Origin of the sequence: Flavobacterium sp. A45 (genome assembly GCF_002001005.1) — a bacterium.
Classification (GTDB): Bacteria; Bacteroidota; Bacteroidia; order Flavobacteriales; family Flavobacteriaceae; genus Flavobacterium.
Window position 1 is genome coordinate 16109 of sequence record NZ_MUNX01000068.1, and the last position, 24751, is coordinate 40859.

Below are 24751 nucleotides of genomic sequence, written 5' to 3' on the forward strand. Positions count from 1 at the left end.
TGTAAATAAACCATAATTCATTGATTTGAGTTATGGTTTTTTTATGAATAAAAGTTTTGAGCAAAAAAAACTCTTCACGAGGAAGAGTTTAATAGGCTTATTTTTTACTGATGTCTTCAAGAACAGCTTTGTTCTCGTAGTTAATCACTTTAATTATGATTTCCTGATTTTTTTTAGTTTTACCTTCGATGATGTAAAGTTTACCTTTTTTGTACGGAACATTGCTTTTGTCAAAATCGACATCTCCAATTTTAAGTGTGTTTTTAATATCGGTGGTATCAATCCATTTTTGGGATAAAATAAGAGAAGCTTTATCGGAATAGAAAAAAGGTTTAGAGCTTAAATCCTTCAAAACTCGGGCATTTGGAAAGTAATTGCAACGAGTGTCTTTTCCACTAAATATAGCTGCTACCACAAATGCTCCCATTATTAAACCTATTAAATAGTAGGCAAAACGCTGTATAAAATTCATATTTAATATTTATTGTTTTTTATTGGTAATATGTTATTGCTTCGCCTGTTCGCTCTCGCTCGGGTCGCATAGTTACTGTAGGTGTTAACAACCTGTTGAAATGTACGCTCATTTCATATTTTAATTTTTGCGCAAAGGTATGGGAAAGTTTAGTTAAAAAACAATTAAATTAATATCGTTATCCGGTAAATCAAACCAATCGCCAATGGCTTTGTTGGTAAGTATGCCGTGATACAAATAAACACCGTTTTTTAGACCTGTGTTACAGCGTATGGCGCTTTCGATACCGCCATCTTCCGCAATTTGTAATAAATAAGGAGTGATAATGTTACTTATGGAAAGCGAAGCTGTTTTTGAGTAACGGGAAGGAATATTGGGTACACAATAGTGCAAAACATTATTTTTTATAAAAGTTGGTTTTTCATGGGTTGTAACTTCAGATGTTTCGAAACAGCCTCCTGTATCAATGCTGATATCAACAATTACGGCACCTTTTTTCATGTGTTCTACCATGGTTTCGCTCACTACAACCGGGCATCGTTCTGCTCCTCTCATAGCGCCAATGGCTACATCACAGCGTCTTAAAGCTTTGAGTAAAGCTTTTTGCTGAATGGTTGAAGTAAAAATGCGTTGGTTCAAGTTGTTTTGCAAACGACGAAGTTTAGTTATTGAATTGTCAAAAACTTTAACGCTTGCTCCAAGTCCGATAGCGGTTCTGGCGGCAAATTCTCCAGCAGTTCCGGCTCCAAGTATCACCACTTCGGTTGGGGCAACTCCTGTTATATTGCCAAATAACAATCCTTTTCCAAATTCATTGGTGATCATTAATTCGGCAGCAATCAGTATGGAAGCAGTTCCTGCAATTTCACTCAATGATTTTACGGCAGGGTAGGAGCCGTCTGTGTCTTTTAGATATTCAAAAGCAAGTGCTGTTATTTTTTTTCGGGATAAAGCTTCGAAGTATGATTTTTTCCTGGTTTTTAATTGAATCGCTGATAAAACAATTGTTTTTGGATTCATCATTTCGATTTCGGCGACTGTTGGTGGTTCTACTTTTAAAAGCATTGGGCAGCCAAAAACTTTTTTGGTGTCTTGAGTAATTTCGGCACCGGCTTCACTATATTCTTTGTCTGTATAACTGGAACTTACTCCAGCGCCAGCTTCAATCATTACTCTATGTCCTTGATAGGTAAGGGAATTCACGGCATCAGGTGTAAGGCAAATGCGTCTTTCTTGGTAACTGGTCTCTTTTGGAATTCCTATAAAAAGTTGGCTTTTATGTCTAGCTATTTCTAGTTTTTCTTCTTGAGGCAGTAATTGTTCTTTTGTGAATGGACTTAGAGACATTGATTTCATGTAATTAGTGGTACAATTTACAAAAAAGATTCAAAGTATTATGTTTTACTAGTACCAAATTCAAGGGGTATAGAACTCCTGTGTTTGTCTTGCAGCTTATTTTGATTATCTTAAAACAGCAGAATTAAGATAATATTTTCTCCATTTTGATATTGGCTCTTTCATAAACACCTTCTTCGACAGGAATTTCAATAAAGCCAAAACTTTCATATAGATGTATTGCAGGAAGTAATTTTCTATTGGAATACAGAATCAATTTTTGAATTCCGTTCTTTTTTGCCTCATTCAAACAATGTTCCATCAGCTTTTTACCAATGCCTAAACCTTGATTTCCATCAGAAACAGCCATTTTTGTTAATTCAAATGTAGCATCATCTATTTTTAATAAAGAAACCGTACCCACAATTTTATCGTTGTATTGGGCATAAAAAATCATTCCGCCTTTGTCTATTATTTCGCCTTGAGGATCGGATAATACTTTTTCATCTTTAGGTTCCACCTTAAAATATTTATGAAGCCATTCCAGATTTAAGGTTTTGATTGGCTCCTTTAATTCAATTGAAAAAGGGATGATTTCAACTTTATTGGTATTTAAGCTCATTATTCAATTACTTTAATTCTAATAAACGCTCACCATTTGGCAGTAATTCGATTGTAATTAAGGTATGCTGTAGCGGAATCAAATTCTCAATTTTTTCAGACCATTCGATAAAACACCAATTTCCGGAATATAAATAATCGTCAACACCCATATCTAGTGCTTCGGTTTCCTTGTTTAATCTGTAAAAATCAAAATGATAAATCGTTTGATTATTGTCTGTTTGATATTCATTGACCAATGAAAACGTTGGACTGCTGGTTGCATCTTTTACTCCCAATGTTTTGCAAAGCTGTTTGATCAATGTTGTTTTACCAACACCCATATCCCCATTGAAAAGGATTACTTTATTGGGATTTTGTTCTAAAATTTGTTGAGCAACTTCTGCAAGTTGTTCTATAGAAAATGTGATAGTCATTCTTTTGTATTCAGTTATGAATTATAGTTTTAAATGCAGTTTTCAATTTTTTTATCAGCATAATAACTGCTAACTATGAATTGAAAACTGCCTTCTTTTTTATTTTGGATTGAAAACCAGAAAAGGAATAATCATTTCCTCCAATGAGATTCCACCGTGCTGATAGGTGTTTTTGTAATAACTCACATAATGATTGTAGTTGTTTACATAAGCCAAAAACAAATCATTTTTTGCAAAAATATACGAACTACTCATATTTATGGCAGGTAAACCAATAAGTTTTGGCTCTTTTACGGCATAGACATCCTTTTGTTCGTAAGTCAAACTACGTCCTGTTTTATAACGTAAATTCAAACTGGTGTTTTTATCACCTACCACTTTTGACGGATTTTTCACGTTGATAGTTCCGTGATCGGTAGTCAGAATTAATTTGAACCCTAATTTTTGTGCCTGTTGAATAATTTCAAGTAACGGCGAGTTTTTAAACCAACTCAAAGTCAAGGAACGATAGGCTTTATCATCAGAAGCCAGTTCTTTAACCACATCCATTTCTGTTTTGGCGTGTGAAAGCATATCAACAAAATTATAAACTACCGTTACAAGATCATTATCTTTTAGTGATTTAAAGCTTTCAGCTAGTTTTTTTCCGCCGGCCAAATTGGTGATTTTGAAATAATCCTCTTTTAAGTCTAGTCTTAAACGCTTAATTTGAGCAGTTAAAAATTCGGCTTCATACAAATTTTTACCACCTTCTTCCGGGTCGTTTTTCCAATATTGCGGAAATTGTTTTTCCATTTCAAGAGGAGTCAATCCAGAGAAAATAGCATTTCTTGCATATTGTGTAGCCGTAGGAAGTATAGAAAAATAAGGGACTTCTTTTTCGAGTTTGTAGTAATTGCCCACAACACTTTCAAATGCTTTCCACTGGTCATAGCGTAAATTGTCGATTATAATAAAAAGAACTGGTTTGTCTTTTTTCAGAATCTCCGGCACAACCAATTCTTTGAATAAATTATGAGATTGAATCGGTTTGTCAGCTTTTGGTGCAAACCAATCTTCGTAATTGCGTTCAATGTATTTTCCAAATTGTGAATTGGCTTCAATCTTTTGGGATTCAAGAATTTCAATCATCCCTTGATCATCGATGTTCTCTAGCTCAAGTTCCCAAAAAATAAGTTTTTTGTATAATTCCACCCAGTCTTCATAGGAGTTGACCATTGCCATTTCCATAGTGATTTTTCGAAACTCTTTTTGGTAATCCAAAGTCGTTTTTTGAGAAATCAATCGGGAATGGTCTAAGTTTTTCTTCAAACTCAACAAAATCTGATTAGGATTTACGGGTTTGATAAGGTAATCGGCGATTTTGGAACCAATGGCTTCTTCCATTATATATTCCTCTTCGCTTTTGGTAATCATTATCATCGGAATAGAAGATTTTTTCTCTTTCATCTCTGATAATGTTTCCAAACCACTCATTCCCGGCATATTTTCGTCAAGAAAAACAATATCAAAATTGTTTTCGTCAAAAATATCTATGGCATCACGACCATTATTGCAAGTGGTAACGCTGTAGTTTTTTTTCTCCAGAAATAATATATGTGGTTTGAGCAAATCGATTTCATCATCAACCCAAAGTATTTTTATGTTCTCCATATTCAATTTATTTTAGTGCAATTTAGTTTTATAGAACTTAAATAATATTAAAAATAGTATAAAATTGATTAAAAATAATTTGGTGTTGCAATATTTGTTGATAGGAACAGAATTTTATTCTAGTAAGTGCATAAGTAAAAAAATAACCGCAGATTCGCAGATTAATTTTTTGAAAAATTAAATTTTCTAATTATATAGGAATCAATTTTTTGAAAAAATAGTCATAAAAATCTGCGAATCTGCGGTAAAAATAAAACATATGTTTGCTTTGAGAATTTAATGCGGATTCTAGCTTTAAACACTATTTTTGCAGGAATAAAAATAGAACTATGTTATTTCTTATTCTGTCTGTTATTTGCAGTGTGACAGTTGGTGTTATTTTCAAAATTGCTCGCAAATATCAAGTTTCGGCTACACAAATTGTGGCGTATAATTATGTATTTGCTTTAGCGTTGTGTTATTTGGTTTTTAGTCCAGATTTAACGGTTTTGGACGCTTCTTCGCCTTGGGGAATCTTCATTTCACTAGGTATTTTACTTCCTGTTGTATTTCTTTTTCTGGCGACTTCCATAAAACATATGGGCATCGTAAAAACAGATGTAGCCCAACGATTATCACTGATTATCTCCATTTTGGGAGCTTGGTTATTTTTTGGAGAGCAATTCAGCGGACTTAAACTGACAGCTCTTTTGTTTGGATTTCCTGCAATCATCCTTATTTTGGATAAACCCACCGAAAACAAAGAGAACAAATGGATTTATCCAACACTCGTATTGCTTGGTTTTGGAGTAATAGACCTTCTTTTTAAGCAAATTGCGCTGACTTCTACACTGCCTTTTACCACTTCGTTATTTGTTCTTTTCTCGATAGCGCTTGTAATAATGATACTTTTCAATGCTTATGAAATATTTTTTAGAAAGGCTAAAGTGGATTTCATGAGTATCCTTTTTGGAGGTTTGGTTGGGATTTTCAATTTTGGAAACATCCTGTTTTATCTAAAGGCACATCAGGCATTTGCCCAAAATCCCTCAACTGTTTTTGCCGGGATGAATATGGGAGTTATTATGATTGGCAGTCTTGTGGGGATTTTTATTTTCAAAGAAAAAGTAACCAAGCTGAATATAGCAGGTCTTTTGCTAGCCTTGATTGCGGTTGTTTTTATAGTGATTTCCCAGTTGAATTAGAGGTTAAAGTTTTTAATTGAATTCAAGACTAAGTAATCTGCTGTAGTTTTTTAAACATATGCGTTTGTCTTGTTAATTGAAATTGTAATTTTTTTCATTCCGCATTTTATTATATATTTGACCTTTGTAAACTAGCCCTGATAGAAGTGGAAATCCTTTACTTTTTTCTTTTAAAAAGTAAAGATTACAACGGATAGCAGGAATAGCTCCTAATAAAAAATAAACTAATTTTAGAACATGAAATTACTAGAAGGAAAAGTAGCCATTATTACTGGCGCAAGTCGTGGAATTGGAAAAGGAATAGCCGAAGTTTTTGCTAAAAACGGAGCAAATGTTGCCTTTACTTATAGCTCATCAGTAGAATCTGCACAAGCTTTGGAAAACGAATTGAATGCTTTGGGAATTAAAGCCAAAGGATATAAATCTAATGCAGCTGATTTTAATGAAGCACAAACTTTTGTTGATGCAGTTTTGGCTGATTTTGGAACAGTAGATATCTTGATAAACAATGCTGGAATCACTAAAGATAATTTATTAATGAGAATGTCTGAAGCTGATTTTGACCAAGTTATCGATGTTAACTTGAAGTCGGTTTTCAATATGACCAAAGCGATTCAAAAAACATTTTTGAAACAACGTTCGGGTTCAATTATCAATATTAGTTCTGTTGTTGGTGTTTCTGGTAATGCTGGTCAAACGAATTATGCTGCTTCGAAAGCAGGTGCAATTGGGTTTACTAAATCGGTAGCTTTGGAATTAGGTTCACGTAACATTCGTTGTAACGCGATTGCCCCAGGTTTTATTGAAACTGAAATGACTGCAAAATTGAGCGAGGATGTTGTGAAAGGATGGAGAGAAGGGATTCCTTTGAAACGCGGAGGTTCTACAGAAGATGTTGCAAATGCTTGTTTGTTTTTGGCCTCTGATATGAGTGCGTATATTACAGGTCAAGTTTTGAATGTTTGTGGTGGAATGCTAACTTAGTAAGCAGTTTGCAGGTTTAAGTAAGCAGAAAATAAAACAGTAAGCAGTCTCAGTTGACAGTGCCATGTGTAATCTGCAAACTGAAGTCTGAAATCTGAAATCTTTTAATCAAAAATATGACAGCAAGCACAATTCTATTACTTCTACTTTCTTTAATAATAGCGGGTTGCTTGTCATTTTTTCAATATTTATACAAAGTCAAAAACAAATCGAATGTGTATTTGTTTTTGACTTTTTTGCGTTTTCTAAGTATTTTTTCGATTTTGTTGCTTTTGATAAATCCTATTATCACAACCAATAAACTGGAAATTATCAAAACACCATTGCCTATAGTGGTTGATAATTCTAGCTCTATTTCTTTTTTGAATGCGAAAGAAAAAGCAGCCGAATTAGCCCAAAAATTAAATTCAAATAGTGCTATTCAAGAAAAATTTGAAGTACAATCCTATCTTTTTGATACTGATTTTAGACAATCGGATAGTTTGACTTTTAAAGGAAATCAAACCAATCTGGATTTGGTTGCCAAAAATTTGAAGAGTATTTACAAAAACGCTATTTATCCAACCGTAATCATAACCGACGGGAATCAAACTTCCGGTAATGATTACGTTTATAGTTTTGATGAAAACAATAAAGTTTATCCTTTGGTTTTGGGCGATACGACCAAAGTTTTTGATTTAAAAATCAATCAGCTGAACGTTAATAGATATGCATTCTTAAAGAATAAATTTCCAGTTGAAGTTTTTTTGCAGTACGCTGGGGATAAAAATGTAACAGCTAATTTTAGTATCACGCAAGGAAACGAAGTGTTGCATAGAGAAAGCGTTTCGTTCTCGCCATCAAAGAAAACGGCTGTCGTAAATGTGCTTTTGCCTACAAATAAAGTGGGATTGCAGGTTTATAAAGCTAAAATTGAATCGAAAGAAAGCGAAAAAAACACTTTCAATAACATAAAGAATTTTGCGGTTGAAGTTATAGACCAAAAGACGACTGTTGCTATCATTTCTACTTTAAATCATCCTGATATTGGTGTTTTAAAAAGAGCGATTGAGTCCAATTTGCAACATAAAGTGGTATTGTTGAAACCAAATGATGTGAAGTCATTGGATGATTACAATGTTCTTATTTTGTATCAACCAACCGCGGCTTTCAAATCGGTTTTTGATGCGAATAAAAAAGCCAATTTAAATACGTTTATAATAACTGGAACTGCAACCGATTTTACATTTTTGAATCAAGAACAAAACAATTTTGTTTTTAAAATGAGCGGTCAGGAAGAAGATTATTTGGCTGATTTTGATTCTCAGTTTAATCTTTTTGCAGTAGATAATTTAGGTTTTGAAAATTTACCGCCTTTGCAGAATATTTATGGTTCTATTGCCACTAATGGAGAAGTGAATGTATTGCTTTCCGCCAGAATCAGAAATATAGATACCAAAGCACCTTTATTATCTTTTACGGAGAATCAGGGGAAAAGAGCCGCTTATTTGTTTGGGGAAAACAGTTGGAAATGGAGTCTGCAAAGCCATATCAACAACCAATCTTTTGAAAAATATGATATTTTTATCAATAAGATAATTCAATATTTGGCTTCCAATAATGCCAAAAAATCATTGGTTGTCAATCACGAAAGCTTTTACAATTCTGGTGAAGCTATCGAAATCACGGCTCAATATTTCAACAAGAACTATGATTTTGATGAAAAGGCACGTTTGACTATTGACGTGACCAATATCAAAACGAAGCAAACAAAGAATTACGACCTTTTGAAAGGAAACAATACTTACAAAGTGAATCTAGACGGGCTTTTGGCCGGAAGTTATAATTTTTCTGTTAAAGAATTGAACTCCAAAACATCATATTCTGGTCATTTTGAAATCCTGGATTTTGATATTGAAAAGCAATTTGTAAATCCAGATGTTCAAAAATTGAAGCAATTGGCAGCACAAACAAAAGGAAAGGATTTTTACCCAAATGAAATCGATGCGCTGATAAAAACATTGTTGGAGAATGAGGAATACAAAGCCGTTCAAAAAGATGTTGTGACCAAATCTCCTTTGATTGACTGGAAATGGTTACTAGTTTTGATTGCTGTTTTTCTTTCTACGGAATGGTTTGTTAGGAAGTATAATGGGATGTTGTAATTATTAATTTTGACCAAAATACGATTATGGATTTTAGACTAAAAGTATTTTACACTGTCGCTACGCGATTGAGCTTTACAAAAGCCGCTACCGAATTATTCATCACACAACCCGCTATTTCCAAACACATTCAGGAATTGGAAGAAGAATACAAAATTAAACTTTTTGAAAGAAACGGTTCAAAAATAGCACTCACCAATGCTGGAGATATGTTATTGAAGCATACCAAAAGTATCTTTGAGATTTACAGGGAAATCGACTTTGATATGAGTACGTTTATCAATGAACGCAAAGGTTTGTTGCGATTGGGAGCGAGTACAACGATTTCACAATATATTATTCCGCCACTATTGGCTCGTTTTCATCAAAAACTGGAATCTGTCAAAGTGAATTTGCTAAACGGCAATACGGAGCAAATCGAAAATGCCTTATTAAACAAAGAAATTGAAATTGGAATTGTCGAAGGACAATCCAAAAATCAATCCATAAAATACACCCAATTTATTAGAGATGAACTGGTTTTGGTTTGCAATTCCAATAATCCATTGGTTAAAAGAAAAGAAATCGATCCAGCCGATCTTAAATCATTGCGATTTCTTGTGCGGGAACAAGGATCTGGAACACTTGAAGTTATTGAATATGCCTTAAAACCTTTCCATATCAAAATAGATCAATTGCAGATTGAAATGCAGTTGGGAAGTACAGAAAGCATAAAATCGTATTTGATGAATTCGAATTGTGTTGCTTTTATGTCAATTCATGCTGTTTCTAAAGAGTTGAAAAATAAAGAATTGCAGATTATTGATGTCGATAATTTAACAATTGAGCGTTATTTTTACATCATTACTTTACAGGGAAAATCAGATTCTCTATCTGAATTATTTATTAAAAACATTTCGAGCTATTATAACTTAAAGTTATAGTGGATTATTATTTGCGATTGGTAATACTGTAGATTTAGTGTGACCTTTGTAGTGTTATAAATGAACAATACAAATGAAAACGGCTATAGTTAATATCCAACACTTATTGAGAATGAATACTGTTGTGCAGCAAGTCATTTTCGTCTTAATACTTCTTCTTTGTTTATTTCCTATTATTACTCCACCAGTTGCTTTAGTATTAGGTTTAGTTATAGCCAATGTATCTGGGCATCCTTTTTTACATTTAAATCATAAAGCAACCAATATATTACTGCAAGTTTCGGTAGTTGGATTAGGGTTTGGGATGAATGTTCATAGTGCTGTTACTGCAGGAAAAGAAGGCTTCATTTTTACAGTTGGTTCTATTATCGCAACAATTGCTTTGGGGACTATGTTAGGAAAATGGTTTAAAATTCAAAAGAAAACATCCCATCTTATTTCTTGCGGAACTGCTATTTGTGGAGGAAGTGCCATTGCTGCAATCGCTCCAGTGATACAATCAGATGAAAAGCAGACTTCCGTTGCGTTGGGCGTTATATTTATTCTTAATTCGATTGCTCTGTTTGCTTTCCCATTAGTTGGACACTGGTTGAATATGTCCCAAAACGATTTTGGCTTGTGGTGTGCTATCGCAATTCACGATACGAGTTCTGTAGTTGGTGCTGCTAATAAATATGGCGCAGAAGCCTTGCAAGTTGCCACAACGGTAAAATTAGCAAGAGCTTTGTGGATTATTCCTGTGGCTCTGATTACAGCAGTCGTTTTTAAAAATAAAAATAGTAAAGTGAAGATTCCTTACTTTATTGGATTGTTTATTTTGGCTATGGTTTGCAATACTTATTTTTCTCCTATTGCGAGTATGGCTCCACATTTGGTCTCAATTGCAAAAATTGGTCTTACTGTTACAATGTTTTTGATAGGAGCAGGGCTTAATAGTACCGTTTTGAAATCTGTTGGAATGTTTCCTTTGCTGCAAGGTGTATTGCTTTGGGTGAGTATTGCTGTTGGAGCTTTATTGGCTATTTTATATTCTTAGAAAGGATTTTTCTTTCGCTTAATCGCAATTAAATGCAATCGAATATAATCGTAATAAAGAGCAACCAATAGAAAAATAGCTGCAATCAATAGTGTTTTAAGTGCCAAATAGCCGTATATAAAACCACCGATGAAACAACCCAGAAAGAAGAATGAAATAATGGACAACCTTAAATAAATACTGGTTTTTAACGTTTTTCGTTCCTCTGGTTTTTTGTAGAAAAACAATTGTGATAGTTCTATTCCCAAATCGGTAAAGAGTCCTGTTAAGTGGGTTGTTCTTACTGTTGATTGTGAAATTTTGGTCACTAAAGCATTCTGGATTCCCATTGCAAAAAGAAGACCAAAGGCAATCCATTTTCCATCAACATGATTATAAACAGGAAGCATACTTAACGTACCCAATGAAAATAATATTAAAAATTCGATAGCTATGGCTGGCAAATGCGAAAGTTCTTGTTTTTTTGTTGAAACCAATTCAGCCAAAAAATTAGAAGTAAAAGCACCCGCCAAAAAGAATAATGTATAGATCAAAAATACAATGGCAGCTTGGTATTCGTGTTTGGTTATTTCTTCTGCAAAAAAAGCAAAATGTCCCGTAACATTTGTAGTCAGTGTTTTTACGGCCAAAACCCCTGTTACATTTACGATACCCGCTACGAAAGATAATAATACTGCAAGGCGTAAATTGTGTTTAGAAGTTCTGCTTTTGCCTTGATGTCTAAACATTTTTAATTTGATTTCTTTGGATTAACATAAATTTAAACTCAAATCGTTTAAATTATCTTTAAAAAAAATACTTTTGTACTTCAATAAAATAAATATAATGAAAAATTTTAAATTAAAACGAACGGTTCTTACTTTTTCTGCAATTGGTGTCGCTTTTGTTGTTTTGTCTTGGGGTGTTTTTGGACACGAGCATATCAATAATGCGGCAGTTATGGCGTTGCCAAAACCAATGCAGACTTTTTTTTACAATCATCTTGATTTTATTACCCAGGAATCAACTGTGCCGGATTTGCGTAAATACACATTGCGTGATAAAGCTGAAGGGCCACGCCATTATATTGACATGGAGAATTTCGGTGATGTAGCCTCTATTCCGTTGCCTTTTGAGGAAGCAAAGAAAAAGTACGATGAGAAATTTTTAGCTGATAATGGTATTCTGCCTTGGTATATTCAGGAAACCATGACGAAGTTGACAAAAGCTTTTAAAGATAAAAGGAAAAATGAAATTTTGTTTTTGGCAGGTGATTTGGCTCATTACATAGGCGATGCAAATATGCCTTTGCATACTTCAGCAAATCATGACGGGCAACTTACGAATCAGAAAGGAATTCATTCCGTGTGGGAATCCCGTATCCCAACAATGTTTGGAAGAAATTATAATTTCTATACCGGAGAAGCCAAGTATATAGATAATGTTGAAAAAGCGACTTGGGATATGATAAAAGATTCGCACAGCCAAGTAGAACCTCTTTTATTGATTGACAGAAATCTGCGTGCAACCTTTACTCCTGAAACGATGTATGAAAAGGACGCTAATGGAAATATTGCCAAAGGTAAGTTTGGGGATTTGTTATATACTAAAGAATATGTGACCCAATTTCACACTGCTTTGAATGGAATGGTGGAAAGCCAGATGAGAAAAGCAATTGTTATGACAGCTAATTTTTGGTACACTGCCTGGGTAAATGCAGGAAAACCGAATTTAGATGAATTGGATTCTAAAGAATTGACGAACCGTAATAAAAAGAATTTGAAAAATGATTTAAAACTTTGGAAAAACGGAAAACTTTTTGGATTGGAAATTGAGAATGAGTTTGATTAGGCTGTAGTCTAAAGTAAAATTTAAAGCCTGTAAATATTAGTTTTACAGGCTTTTTTAGTTTTACAATTTTATAAAATGTTATCGGAATCGGCCACTCCTTTAATTGGAATTTTGTAATTTATACTTTGGTATTTTTTTTCCTTCAATATTTCAGAAGCCGTTTGATAATACGATATGGTTTCGTTTATAAGATCAGTTCTTTTGGTTGTTAAAGGAACTTGATTGTAATAGATTTGAAAATCTGTTGCCGTTTTTTGATTTGGTTTTAAAGTCAACTGAAACTGTTTTACGGTTTGTTTAGGAGAAAGAATAGTCAAAACATTGTCTTTTATTAATCCCAAATCCTGATAAGTAGCGATTAATGCTCTCGGTTTATAATCAGGTTTCATAACATCCTGTCCATAAAATTTGCTTTGGTAATCAAATTCTAATAATCCAAAAAGTGTTGGCATAACGTCTATTTGGGACATTAAGTTGGTATATTTCTGTGGTTGAATAAATCCAGGGCTGTAAATCATCGCTGGGATTCGGTATTTGTCAACTGGAAGTTCCGTTTTTCCGGCACTCGAGGCACAGTGATCGGCAAGGATTACAAACACGGTATTTTTGAACCAAGGTTGTTTGCTCGCCATAGCAAAGAATTTTTTCAAGGCATAATCAGTATATTTCACCCCGCCATCACGAGATTTTGAATCGCCAGGAATGTCAATTTTGTTGTTAGGATACGTAAAAGGACGGTGGTTGCTCACAGTCATCCAATGGTTAAAAAATGGTTTGCCTGTTTTGGCCTCTTCATTAATCACTTTTATGGCTTTATTAGCCATATCTTCGTCGCAAACTCCCCATACATTTGCAAATGTAATTTCTTCGGGTGTAAATGATTTTTTATCGACAATGTCATAACCATTTCCAGAAAAGAAGTCTTCCATATTGTCAAAAAACGCATCTCCCCCGTAAAGAAATTTCACATTGTATCCTTTTTGCTTAAAAATTGAACCAGTAGAAAATTTGTCTTTATTGTCTTCTCTTTTTACCACACTTTCTCCGGCAGTAGGAGGAAAACACAGAGTCACGGCTTCAAGACCACGAACGGTTCTGTTACCCACGGCATATAAATTGGTAAACAATAAACTTTTTTGAGCTATACTGTCTAGGAATGGAGTAATATTTTGCTCGTTTCCGTACATTTTCATGAAATCGGCACTGTAGCTTTCAATGGTAATTAAAACTACATTTTTTGTATTTTCAGCTGTATTGCTTTGGATTTGTCTTATGGTCGAAATCCCAGATATAGAAGGAATTTGTTTGTCTAACAAAGCAAAAGCATCATTTTCGGGTAAGGTTTTATAAAATTTAAAATAATCCAATTCACTATTCATAAAGGCCAAATAGAAACGATACATTCCGTTGGATTGTAGCTCATTGGTAAATACGTTTTGGGAATTTTCTTTTTTGGCTAAATAAGGAACTGCCAATAATGAAACACCAAATAAGGCAAGATATATTGCAGATAATTTTAATTTATCTGCAAAAGTTGGGATTTCATCAATGTAGTTTCTGGTTCTTTTGACAATAAAATAAGTTACCAATCCCGCAATTAAAAATAAGGCTGAAAACAAAGGGATTACAGGGTATGATTCCATGATATTCCCTATGACTTCATTGGTGTAAACCAAATAATTTACGGCTATGAAATTGTATTTAACTCCAAATTCATTCCAGAAAAAATATTCACTAATTCCGTTTTGAAGAATAAGGACAACGTATAAAAACATCACAAAAGTGAATAACCAGAATCTGATTTTGTCTCGGTGTTTTGGGAGAAAAAGTAACAAACCAAAAAGCAAAGTTTTGATTCCCACGAAAATCAATCCGATTTTTGGCAATGCACCACCATATTCATTCAGTATGGTTTTTCCGGATGCAATATAAAGCAATAATGCCACTAATAATCCAAATATAATCGTGCCATAAGGCTTGTAGTATTTGGAATTGGATATAAAAATGAGGTACAACCATAAGAAGCTAGTCGCTATCACAAACACAAAAGCATCTGAAATCAATCCAATTGAAAAGATTTTCAAACTATCAATAATAGTAAAAGAGGTTTGCGTAATGGGATGAAAAGCTAAGACGATTCTCAAAACGAAACTTACAATGATATAGAAAAGAGCAAGGTTGTAAAAAGGAGTAAACTTTTTTAGAAAATTCATGTGGTATTTTTTTTTGGTAAAACTTCAAAAACTGTTCCAAAACTACATTTAAGTATTTGGGCAATGACTATTTTGATTCTTAAGTTTGGCTTAAAACATATTTATCAATACGATGAAACAAAACTATTTGAGTTACTTTTGTGAAGAGATAGAGGTAGTTTTAGAATTAAAGAAACGTACTGTATTAAAGGATTTACCTAGAGTATCCTAAAATAATGAATTGAAGCTTTAATAGGAAAAACTCGTATAGTTTTCTGTCCAAATAACAAATAACGACTTATGAAATATTTAATATCCTTTTCATTTTTATTAACAGCAGTTTTTGGATATTCTCAAAATTGGGCGACCAACTTTGATGATGCAAAAGCAAAAGCCGAAAAAGAAAATAAGAACATTTTGCTGGTTTTTTCAGGTTCAGATTGGTGTGGACCTTGTATGAAATTGGATAAAGTAGTTTGGCAATCAGCAGATTTTCAAATGGAAGCCAATAAAAGCTGGGTTATTTACAAAGCCGATTTTCCAAAGAAAAAAGCCAATCAGCTTTCACCCGAATTGACTGAAAGCAATAATAAGCTAGCTGAAAAATACAATAAAAACGGCAGTTTTCCATTAGTGGTTCTTTTGGACAAAAAGGGAAAAATTATTGGAATGACTGGTTTCAAAAACGTGTCAGCACAGGATTATATTAAACTCATTCATTCGTTAGAAAAATAATGAAAAAGACACTATTTATCAGTTTTCTGTTTGTTGCACTCTCAACTTCTGCACAGATAATTCATAAACGTAAATTATCGATGTTGGGCAGTCCCTTTGAGATTATGGTTGTTGCCAAAGATACTGTTCAGGCTAATATTTACATTGATATAGCGATTGGAGAAGTACGCAGAATTGAAAATGAAATCTCCGATTGGATTCCGACTACACCAATATCCGAAGTGAGCAGAAACGCTGGAATAAAACCTGTAAAAGTGCCAGCCGAAGTATTTGAATTAGTAGAAAGAGCGATTAAAGTTTCACAAATTACTTCTGGGGCATTTGATATTTCGTATGCTTCGATGGACAGAATATGGAAGTTTGACGGTTCCATGAAAGAAATGCCAACACCGGAAGCCATAAAAAAATCAGTAGAGAAAATCGGTTACAAGAATATTATTCTGGACAAAAAAGAGCAAACCATTTTTCTGAAAAAGGAAGGAATGAAATTGGGTCTTGGCGGAATTGGACAAGGTTATATTGCCGATAAAATTCAAGCTTTGTTATTGTCTAAAGGATGCAGTTCGGGCTTGGTGAATGTTTCTGGAGATATTTTTGCCTGGGGCAGACAACCCGACGGAAAACCATGGACGGTAGGAATTGTAAATCCAATGAATAAGAATAAAATTATTGCCACTTTTCCTTTAGAAAACAGTGCAGTGGAAACGTCTGGCAGTTATGAGAAATTTGTGGTTTTTGGCGGGAAAAGATATTCACATATTATAGATCCAAGAACGGGTTATCCGGCTATGGGAGTGGTAAGCGTTTCGGTATTTGCCAAAAAAACGGAGATTGCAGATGCGCTTGCAACGGGAATTTTTGTTTTGGGTGTGGATGTTGGTTTGGATTTAGTAAATCAGCTCAAAGGAATTGAATGTATTATTGTTGATGATAAAGGGAAAATCTTCGCATCAAAAGGAATAGATATAGAAAAATACAGTAAATAAAGAAGAATGAAAAAAATAGTATTAGTGACAATTGTAATCGTTCTACAATCCTGTAATTCAGTAAAAGAATACCAAAAAATGAATATTAATGATCCCGAAATGAAATTGGGTGCCAAAACTACGGAGCGTTACGAAACTACTTTTCAGGTCTATAGGGAAGGTGCAGCTGGAGCCAATGGAGGTAAATCCGGTGGTGGTTGTGGTTGTAATTGATTTTTTTTGAGCTGCTAAGGATCTAAGATGCTAAGTTTTGAGTATCTGATTAAAGATAAAATAAAAAGTCATAGTTATTAACTCAGAGTCTTAGCGACTCAGAATCTTAGTAGCTTTTTTACCAAATAAAATTTCCAAAATGAAAATTATCAAAATATTATTTCTTTTTATCTTCTTAATAAGTGCAATCACTTATAGTCAGGAGAAAGACACAACTGTTGTGTTTAAAAAGAGAGTTTTAGAAAGTACCGAAGTTGATTTTTTAGTGAGTTATTATGATCAGGACGGAACACATTCTGCTGTTTCAGGAGGGATAGGTTCTGAGAAGCTGAATGATTTAGCCACAAATATAGTTGTTGCAATGCCATTGAATGAGGATGATGTTTTAACGGTAGATTTAGGTTTGTCTGCTTACTCATCGGCTTCATCCAGTAATATTAATCCATTCGAATCCATAAATAATCCAACGCCTTGGCAAGCTTCTTCTGGAGCTTCTGGAAACGATATTTTGATCTCAGCAGTTGCAAATTATACTCACAGCAGCGACGATAGAAATTTTATTTGGAATGCCGATGTTTCTGTTTCAAGCGAATACGATTATACATCGGTTGGTTTTGGAGGTGGCGTTACCAAGCTTTTTAACGAAAAGAATACGGAAGTAAGTGTAAAAGCCAATGTTTATCTTGACCAATGGCAACCAATTTATCCAAAAGAATTTGAGGAAAATGCCTTGAATGGAGTAACAGTTTATGACCAAAACGGAACGGTTTCTAACGGATATTTACCATCATTTTCGCCTGTAACATCGGTGAACAGAAACTCTTATTCAGCTTCATTTGCTTTTTCCCAAGTGTTGACTAAAAATTTCCAGTTTTCGGTGTTTTTTGATATATTGCAACAACAAGGATTATTATCGTCACCTTATCACAGAACCTATTTTGCTGATAAACCGCATTTTTATGTAGGTCAGCCACAATATATCAGTGACTATACAAATCCAAGTAATATTGGTGTTTATGAACTGGCTGATGATATAGAAAGGCTTCCTGATACCCGTTTTAAGCTGCCAATAGGCGCCCGTTTCAATTATTATATCAATGAACATTTTATTGTAAGAACTTATTATCGTTATTATACTGATGATTGGGATTTAAAAGCGCATACATTCAATATAGAAGTTCCTGTAAAGATTTCTGACAAATTCACGGCTTATCCAATGTATCGTTATTATACGCAAACCGAAGCCAAGTATTTTGCTCCTTATCAGACGCATTTGTCAACAGATAAATATTATACTTCAGATTTTGATTTATCAACATTTTCGGCTAATCAATACGGTTTTGGAGTATCTTACACCGATCTTTTTGCTAAAGCCAAAATATTTTATTTTGGGATGAAAAATATAGATTTAAGGTTCAACCATTATGTTAGAAGTGATGGATTGACAGCAAATATTGGTACTATTGGTTTTAAATTTGTATTTCAATAAAATATGAAAATTTTAATTGTTGAAGATGAAATCGGAATTGCCAATTTCCTAAAGCAAGGCTTGGAAGAGGAAGGCTATGAGGTTGTGGTTGCCAATGATGGTAAATCAGGACTCGAAAAGGCACTGAGCCAAAAAATGGATATTATTTTATTGGATTGGATTATGCCTCAGATGCTGGGGATTGATGTGTGCAAAGAAATCCGAAAGGAAGATTCTAAAACACCTATTTTGTTTTTGACTGCCAAAGATACCATTCAAGAAACTATTGAAGGTTTAAAGGCCGGAGCCAATGATTATATCAAAAAACCGTTTAGCTTTGATGAATTGGTAGAACGCATCAAAATTCATTTCAGAAATGAAAATCAAAACGATATTCTGACACTTGGTAAAATCAAAATTATACAGTCCAAACATCAGGTTATGGCAAATGATCATGAAGTTTCACTTACGCAAAGAGAGTACGAATTGCTTAATTATTTGATAAAAAACAAAGGCAAAGTGTGTACAAGGAATGAAATTATTAACGATGTTTGGGACATTCATTTTGAATACGATACAGGTGTAATTGATGTTTTTATGAATGCCATCCGAAAAAAACTTAATTTGAATAAAGAAGAAGATTTGATAAAAACCATCCGTGGTGTAGGCTATATTGCAAACGATATAAATTAAATTGATGTTTTCATTCTCTTATAAAAACAGAATTGCGTTTAACTATATTCTCAGCACTGGGCTACTGATATCGGTAGTTTTTTGTGCTATATATACGATCACTTTATATAGTATCAACAAACATATAAATGATGATATTAAAGAAGAATCCAGTGAATATTTAGAGCAAATTGAAATTGACAGCAATAATGCGTATCTGATTCAAGTTAATCAATGGAGGGAATCGGATAATAATAGAGTCAACGTAAATCCTGTTTTTGTACAGTTTTTTGACAATGAAAATAAATTAATTGATAAGTCACCCAATCTAAAAGGATTTCAACTGAAATTGCACAAACACGAAAAAGACAATCAATTTGTAGATTCTTATTTAAATAAAAAACCAATCAGGCAAATACAAATTCCACTTTTTGATAAAGGCAAAAAAATAGGTTACCTTTTTGTGGCAATGTCCTTAGATGAAGCAACATTAATCTTGACTAATCTTAGAAATACGCTTTTTATAACCTTCCCTTTAATTTTAGTACTCTTGTTTTTTATTGCCAGACTCATTGCGGGACGCAGCATAAAACCAGTAACTCTAATTACCGAAACTTCCCGTACAATTACAAAAGACAACTTGAAAGACAGAATTGTTTTACCTCAAAATAAGGATGAATTATACGTGCTTTCCAAGACTATCAATGATTTGCTGGATCGAATAGAAAATGCAGTCGAGAGGGAAAAACAATTCACTTCCGATGCTTCTCACGAGTTGAGAACACCTCTGACAGTTTTAAAAGGAACTTTGGAAGTTTTGATACGCAAACCAAGAAGCAAGGCTGAATACGAAGAGAAAATTAATTTTAGTATTTCAGAAGTGAATCGTTTGAATAATTTAGTGGATCAATTGCTTTTGTTGGCCCGATTCGAAAATCATAAGCAAAGTTTACGTATTGAAAAAATCTATTTGAATGCCATAATTCTCAACGCTCTAACTTTATTTTCAAGTAAAATAAAAGATAAACAAGTCCAAGTTTTATATGATTTTTCAAAGGATTATTATATAAAATCAGATAATTATTTAGTCAGTATAATTATTAGTAATCTAATATCAAATGCCTTAAAATATTCAAGTCAAGAAGGTAAAGTGGTCATTAGTCTTTCCAAAAATGGGTCAAAAACAATTTGCTCTATAACCGATAATGGAATTGGGATTGCTCAGGAAGATATTGATAAAATATTTAATCCATTTTATAGATCAGATGCAACAAATCATCCTGATATTAAAGGTTCTGGTTTAGGATTATCGATTGTAAAGAAAATTTGTCAACTGCTTCATGTAGGTATTGAAGTTAAAAGCATTGTTAATCAAGGAACAACAATAGTTTTGACTTTTGATTAAAGTTATTAATTGGATTTTAGTTTTATAAATATTATTTCCAGTTAATACCATTTATTAAGTCATTGATAAGTTTATTTTAATCAGTTCCTAAGTTTTCCCTGATCATTTTAACTTATTTTTGTATAAAATAAATAGGGTTAAAATGCTAGAAAAAATTATAGCTTTCAGTTTAAAAAATAAGGCAGTTGTTTTGCTTTTTACGGCTTCTGTATTGGGATTTGGATTATTTTCAGTTTTCCAGATTTCTATTGGAGCTGTTCCTGATGTTACCAATAATCAGGTTCAGGTAATTACAACTTCACGAAACCTTTCTACACAAGATATTGAGCAGTTTATTACGTATCCTGTCGAAATTGAAATGGCTAATTTACCTGGTGTCGAAGAGATTCGTTCGATATCAAAATTTGGGTTGTCCGTTGTAACTATTGTTTTTAATGATGATATCGGAACCTATCTTCCTAGACAATTGATTGCCGAAAAAATTAAATCTGCTTCTGAAAAAATCCCACAAGGTTTTGGAGTGCCAGAGATGGGGCCAATTACAACAGGTTTGGGGGAAATTTATCAATATACCTTGGAGGTAAAACCAGAGTATAAAAACCAATATTCGGTTACTGATTTAAGAACACTGCAGGATTGGGTTGTAAAAAGACAGCTTTCAGGAATAAAAGGAGTTGTGGAAATTAATACTTGGGGAGGTTTCCTAAAACAGTATGAAGTTGCTATTGTTCCTTCCCGTTTGAAAGCCATGAATATTACAATGGCAGACGTTTTTACCGCATTGGAAAAAAATAATAGTATTGCTGGTGGAGCCTACATCGAGAAAGTGAATCAAAGTTATTTTATTCGTGGTGAAGGAAAGGTGAATTCTATTTTGGATATAGAAAATATCGTAGTAAATAACACTAATGGAATTCCTATTTATATAAAAAATGTAGCTCAAGTTCGCTTTAGTCATGCTAATCGGTTTGGGGCTATTACCGGTAATGGGGAAGGAGAAAAAGTCCTCGGCCAGGTAATGATGTTAAAGGATGCCAATTCAAAACAGGTAATTAGTGCTGTAAAAGAAAGAGTAGCACAAATTCAGAAAACATTGCCAAAGGGCGTTTATATCAATGGTTTTCTGGAACGTAGCGAATTGGTTGGAAAAACCACTTTCACGGTTGCCGAAAATTTGATTTTGGGTTGTCTTATCGTGATTTTTGTTGTGGTTCTTTTGTTGGGTAATTGGCGTTCAGGCTTGGTGGTTGCTTCAGTAATTCCGTTGTGTTTACTATTTGCGATTTCATTTATGAATGTTTTCGGAATTGACGCTAATTTGATGAGTTTGGGGGCAATAGATTTTGGAATTATCATTGATGGTGCTGTAATTATCGTCGAATTTATTGCTTTTCAAATAGCTGGTAAATCGGCAGATTTGGTTGGTTTGACAAAAGAAGATAGACAATTGGAAATTGACCAAATCACGTTTAAGAGCGCTTCCAAGATGATGAATTCTGCTATTTTCGGACAGCTTATTATTCTAATTGTATTTATCCCGATTTTATCTTTAACAGGAATTGAAGGTAAAATGTTTAAACCGATGGCAATGACTTTCAGTTTTGCTTTATTGGGAGCAATGATTTTCTGTTTTACCTATGTTCCTGTGGTTTCTTCTTTGTTTTTGAAACCTACAAAGGAAAATCCAAATTCAATATCATCTAAACTGATTCAAACATTAAATTCTTGGTATGTACCAGTAATTACTTGGGCATTGCACAATACGAAAAAAGTACTTTATGGTTCATTGGCGCTTTTGGTTTTTGCAATAGCATTATTTTCTACAATGGGAGCCGAGTTTATTCCAACGCTTGATGAAGGCGATTTTGTGATTCAGCCCGTCTTGAAAACCGGAACATCTTTGTCGAAAACCATAGCAACTACTACCAAAATTGAAAAAATTATTTTAAAAAACTTTCCCGAAGTAGATCAGGTAGTAAGCAGGATAGGAGCAGCCGAAGTTCCCACAGACCCAATGTCGATGGAGGAAAGCGATATTATTGTGAAACTGAAACCTAAATCCGAATGGGTTTCGGCTTCGAGTAAAGATGAATTGGCTGATAAAATAAAAACAGCTATTACAGCTCAAATTCCAAATATGGAAGTCGAATTCACGCAGCCCATTGAAATGCGGTTCAACGAGTTGGTTTCTGGAACTCGCTCGGATGTGGCTATTAAAGTTTTTGGAGAAGATCTGAATGTTTTGGCTCAAAAAGGGCATGAAATTGAGAAAGCAATCAAAAATGTAGCAGGAGCTTCGGATGTTATTATCGAAAAAACAGCAGGTTTACCGCAAATGTTTGTACAATATGACCGATCCAAAATTGCAAGATACGGACTCAACATTGCCGATTTGAATGATATGATTGCATTGAGTTTTGCAGGGAAAACCGTTGGTAATGTTTTTGAAGGTGAAAAACGATTTGATATGGTGGTTCGTTTGGCTGAGTCCAATCGTCATGATATTGAGGATTTGAGGAATTTATATGTTTCAGTACCAAATGGGCAACAAATTCCATTGAGTGAATTGGCCAAAATCGAATATACGGAAGGTCCTGCCAAAATTTCAAGAGATAATACTAATAGAAGAATTGTGGTTGGAGTTAATGTTAGAAATCGTGATTTGCAAAGCGTAGTAACCGATATTCAGAAAATTGTTGATACCAAAATTAAACTCCCGCCGGGATATTATGTGGAATATGGCGGACAGTTTGAGAACCTCAATAGTGCCAAAGCCCGTTTGGCTATAGCTGTTCCAATCGCTTTAGTTTTGATATTTATACTCTTGCATTTTGCTTTTGGCTCTATAAAAGAAGCTATGATGGTCTACTCAGCGATTCCTCTTTCGGCCGTTGGGGGAATATTGTTTTTGTGGATTCGCGATTTGCCTTTCAGTATTTCGGCAGGGGTTGGTTTTATTGCGCTTTTTGGAATCGCAGTGCTGAACGGAATAGTGCTTATCGAACATTTTAAGGAACTCAAACATAAAGGAATGACAGATATAGATGAATTGATTTTAAAAGGAACTACCGACAGATTACGTCCGGTTTTGTTAACAGCTGCCGCTGCGGCTTTAGGTTTCCTTCCAATGGCTATCTCATCTTCTGCAGGAGCCGAGGTTCAAAAACCATTGGCTACGGTTGTTATTGGAGGCCTTTTTACAGCCACAATATTAACTATGATTGTTTTGCCAATTTTGTATAAGGTTTTGGATGAAAAAGAAGGTAAAAAGCCAAAATTCAAATTGCATAAATCAACTCTTATTATCTTGATGTTGCTGAGTACTTCATTGTCATTTTCCCAAAATAATAATCCCGAATTGGATAGTTTGGTAGCAAAAGCCTTGAAAAACAACAAAGAAATGAAAGCTGCTCAGCTTCATGTCCAGCGTATGGAGGAGAATACAAAAACAGCTTATTCCTTTGATAAAACCAATTTGTACTATAGTTATGACCAAAATAATTTAGCGTTTAACAATGAACCACTAAAAGTATTCGGCGTACAACAAAAATTTGAATTTCCAACCGTTTATGGTGCCCAGAAAAAGGTTTATAATTCAGAATATGAAAAGGAAAAAGCTAATTATGATATTCAAAAAATGAAACTTTCTTTGGAGGTTTCAAAGGTGTATCAGCATATTGTTTTTTTACAAAATAAAAAGAAACTGTACGTGTATTTGGATAGTTTGTACCATAATTTTTCGAACGCAAGCGGAAGAAAGTTTGAATTAGGAGAAACTAATTATCTTGAAAAAATTACAGCCGAATCAAAATTCAGACACATTAGATCAAAACTTTCTCAAATCGAGAGTGACAAAAGAGCGCAGTATGAAATTTTATATTCATTGATTCAGACAGATGAAAAGATTATGATTAATAGTAACCAAATTAAACCGCTTGAAAAAAACAAAAACGATGTTTTAAAAAGCTATTACAGCACTTATTTGAATAGCATCACCACTGTTTACGAAAATCAAGTGAAACTAAGAAAACAAAATTGGTTGCCAGATATTAATATTGATTATTTTCAAGGGAAAAACAGTGGGTTAACCCAGTCTTTGTATGGATTTCAAGTTGGTTTAGCAATTCCTGTTTTATTTTCTGGAACGGTGTCTAAAACGAAAGTGGCTCAGCTCGAACTGCAAAGCTGGGAACAAAAGAAACAAAATGAGGAACGAAAAATAGATACCTATATGGCGCAAAAAAATGAAGAACTAACAAAATACCAAGAGGCGCTTAATTACTATAATCAATACGGAAAAAAGTTATCCGAAGAGATTCTCAAAGTTGCCAATAAAAGCTATAAACAAGGAGAAATTGATTTTTTTCAATACATTCAAAGTTTAGAAAATGCGACTACCATTCAGATTGAACATCTTGATACCATTTTGCAGTTCAATATAACTCAATTGGATTTTCAATATCTTAATTTTTAAATTTAAAT

General features: G+C 33.7%; 20 protein-coding genes. 13 read left to right on the forward strand and 7 right to left on the reverse strand.

Annotated elements, in window-relative coordinates; genetic code table 11:
• Positions 1-97: 97 nt before the first annotated feature.
• The 5 genes from B0E44_RS07110 to B0E44_RS07130 all read right to left on the reverse strand — a co-directional run bounded on the left by B0E44_RS07110 (position 98) and on the right by B0E44_RS07130 (position 4497).
• Positions 98-472, reverse strand: a complete 375-nt coding sequence (locus tag B0E44_RS07110; protein ID WP_077372184.1) for a DUF4258 domain-containing protein — start codon at positions 470-472, stop codon at positions 98-100.
• Positions 473-625: 153 nt separating this feature from the next.
• Positions 626-1819: an alanine dehydrogenase gene (locus B0E44_RS07115; RefSeq protein WP_124019300.1), complete on the reverse strand. Its 1194-nt coding sequence runs from the start codon at positions 1817-1819 to the stop codon at positions 626-628.
• A gap of 133 nt (positions 1820-1952) precedes the next feature.
• Positions 1953-2429: a GNAT family N-acetyltransferase gene (locus B0E44_RS07120; protein ID WP_077372190.1), complete on the reverse strand. Its 477-nt coding sequence runs from the start codon at positions 2427-2429 to the stop codon at positions 1953-1955.
• Between the two features lie 7 nt (positions 2430-2436).
• Positions 2437-2844, reverse strand: a complete 408-nt coding sequence (gene tsaE / locus B0E44_RS07125; RefSeq protein WP_077372193.1) for a tRNA (adenosine(37)-N6)-threonylcarbamoyltransferase complex ATPase subunit type 1 TsaE — start codon at positions 2842-2844, stop codon at positions 2437-2439.
• 99 nt (positions 2845-2943) lie between these two features.
• Positions 2944-4497: a bifunctional response regulator/alkaline phosphatase family protein gene (locus tag B0E44_RS07130; RefSeq protein ID WP_077372196.1), complete on the reverse strand. Its 1554-nt coding sequence runs from the start codon at positions 4495-4497 to the stop codon at positions 2944-2946.
• A 329-nt stretch (positions 4498-4826) separates the two neighbouring features.
• On the opposite strand from B0E44_RS07130, the gene B0E44_RS07135 reads away from it, so the two are divergent.
• From B0E44_RS07135 to B0E44_RS07155, 5 genes are all read left to right on the forward strand, one after another.
• Entirely contained in the window at positions 4827-5681 is an 855-nt protein-coding gene (locus B0E44_RS07135; RefSeq protein ID WP_077372199.1) for a DMT family transporter, read from the forward strand.
• A 237-nt stretch (positions 5682-5918) separates the two neighbouring features.
• Positions 5919-6665 (forward strand): 3-oxoacyl-[acyl-carrier-protein] reductase, encoded by a 747-nt coding sequence (gene fabG, locus B0E44_RS07140; RefSeq protein ID WP_077372202.1) that lies wholly within the window; start codon positions 5919-5921, stop codon positions 6663-6665.
• 116 nt (positions 6666-6781) lie between these two features.
• Positions 6782-8809 (forward strand): hypothetical protein, encoded by a 2028-nt coding sequence (locus B0E44_RS07145; RefSeq protein WP_077372205.1) that lies wholly within the window; start codon positions 6782-6784, stop codon positions 8807-8809.
• 26 nt (positions 8810-8835) lie between these two features.
• Positions 8836-9732 carry a LysR family transcriptional regulator gene (locus tag B0E44_RS07150; RefSeq protein WP_077372209.1) on the forward strand — a complete coding sequence of 299 codons (897 nt, stop codon included), beginning with the start codon at positions 8836-8838 and terminating at the stop codon, positions 9730-9732.
• 73 nt (positions 9733-9805) lie between these two features.
• Positions 9806-10768, forward strand: coding sequence for a YeiH family protein (locus B0E44_RS07155; RefSeq protein WP_077372212.1), 963 nt, complete (start codon positions 9806-9808; stop codon positions 10766-10768).
• On the opposite strand, the gene B0E44_RS07160 is transcribed toward B0E44_RS07155, so the two are convergent.
• Positions 10765-11496, reverse strand: a complete 732-nt coding sequence (locus B0E44_RS07160; protein ID WP_077372215.1) for a YoaK family protein — start codon at positions 11494-11496, stop codon at positions 10765-10767. The genes B0E44_RS07155 and B0E44_RS07160 overlap by 4 nt on opposite strands.
• Positions 11497-11593: 97 nt before the next feature.
• Here B0E44_RS07160 and B0E44_RS07165 point away from each other — a divergent pair, with 97 nt between their 5' ends.
• Positions 11594-12598, forward strand: coding sequence for a zinc dependent phospholipase C family protein (locus tag B0E44_RS07165; protein WP_077372219.1), 1005 nt, complete (start codon positions 11594-11596; stop codon positions 12596-12598).
• A gap of 68 nt (positions 12599-12666) precedes the next feature.
• Here B0E44_RS07165 and B0E44_RS07170 read toward each other — a convergent pair whose 3' ends face one another.
• Positions 12667-14811 carry an LTA synthase family protein gene (locus B0E44_RS07170; RefSeq protein ID WP_077372222.1) on the reverse strand — a complete coding sequence of 715 codons (2145 nt, stop codon included), beginning with the start codon at positions 14809-14811 and terminating at the stop codon, positions 12667-12669.
• Between the two features lie 279 nt (positions 14812-15090).
• On the opposite strand from B0E44_RS07170, the gene B0E44_RS07175 reads away from it, so the two are divergent.
• The 7 genes from B0E44_RS07175 (at position 15091) to B0E44_RS07205 (ending at position 24743) form a co-directional block, all read left to right on the forward strand.
• On the forward strand, positions 15091-15525 hold the full coding sequence (locus tag B0E44_RS07175) for a thioredoxin family protein (protein ID WP_077372225.1): 435 nt from the start codon (positions 15091-15093) through the stop codon (positions 15523-15525).
• Positions 15525-16511: an FAD:protein FMN transferase gene (locus tag B0E44_RS07180; protein WP_077372228.1), complete on the forward strand. Its 987-nt coding sequence runs from the start codon at positions 15525-15527 to the stop codon at positions 16509-16511. The genes B0E44_RS07175 and B0E44_RS07180 overlap by 1 nt, the downstream gene beginning before the upstream one ends.
• Before the next feature lie 6 nt (positions 16512-16517).
• Complete coding sequence (locus B0E44_RS07185) at positions 16518-16724, forward strand: DUF4266 domain-containing protein (protein WP_077372231.1); 207 nt, start codon at positions 16518-16520, stop codon at positions 16722-16724.
• Positions 16725-16863: 139 nt separating this feature from the next.
• On the forward strand, positions 16864-18213 hold the full coding sequence (locus B0E44_RS07190; RefSeq protein ID WP_077372234.1) for a DUF3570 domain-containing protein: 1350 nt from the start codon (positions 16864-16866) through the stop codon (positions 18211-18213).
• Between the two features lie 3 nt (positions 18214-18216).
• On the forward strand, positions 18217-18885 hold the full coding sequence (locus tag B0E44_RS07195; protein ID WP_077372237.1) for a response regulator transcription factor: 669 nt from the start codon (positions 18217-18219) through the stop codon (positions 18883-18885).
• A gap of 4 nt (positions 18886-18889) precedes the next feature.
• Positions 18890-20269: a HAMP domain-containing sensor histidine kinase gene (locus B0E44_RS07200; RefSeq protein WP_077372240.1), complete on the forward strand. Its 1380-nt coding sequence runs from the start codon at positions 18890-18892 to the stop codon at positions 20267-20269.
• A gap of 142 nt (positions 20270-20411) precedes the next feature.
• Positions 20412-24743, forward strand: a complete 4332-nt coding sequence (locus B0E44_RS07205) for a CusA/CzcA family heavy metal efflux RND transporter (protein WP_077372243.1) — start codon at positions 20412-20414, stop codon at positions 24741-24743.
• Positions 24744-24751: the final 8 nt, after the last annotated feature.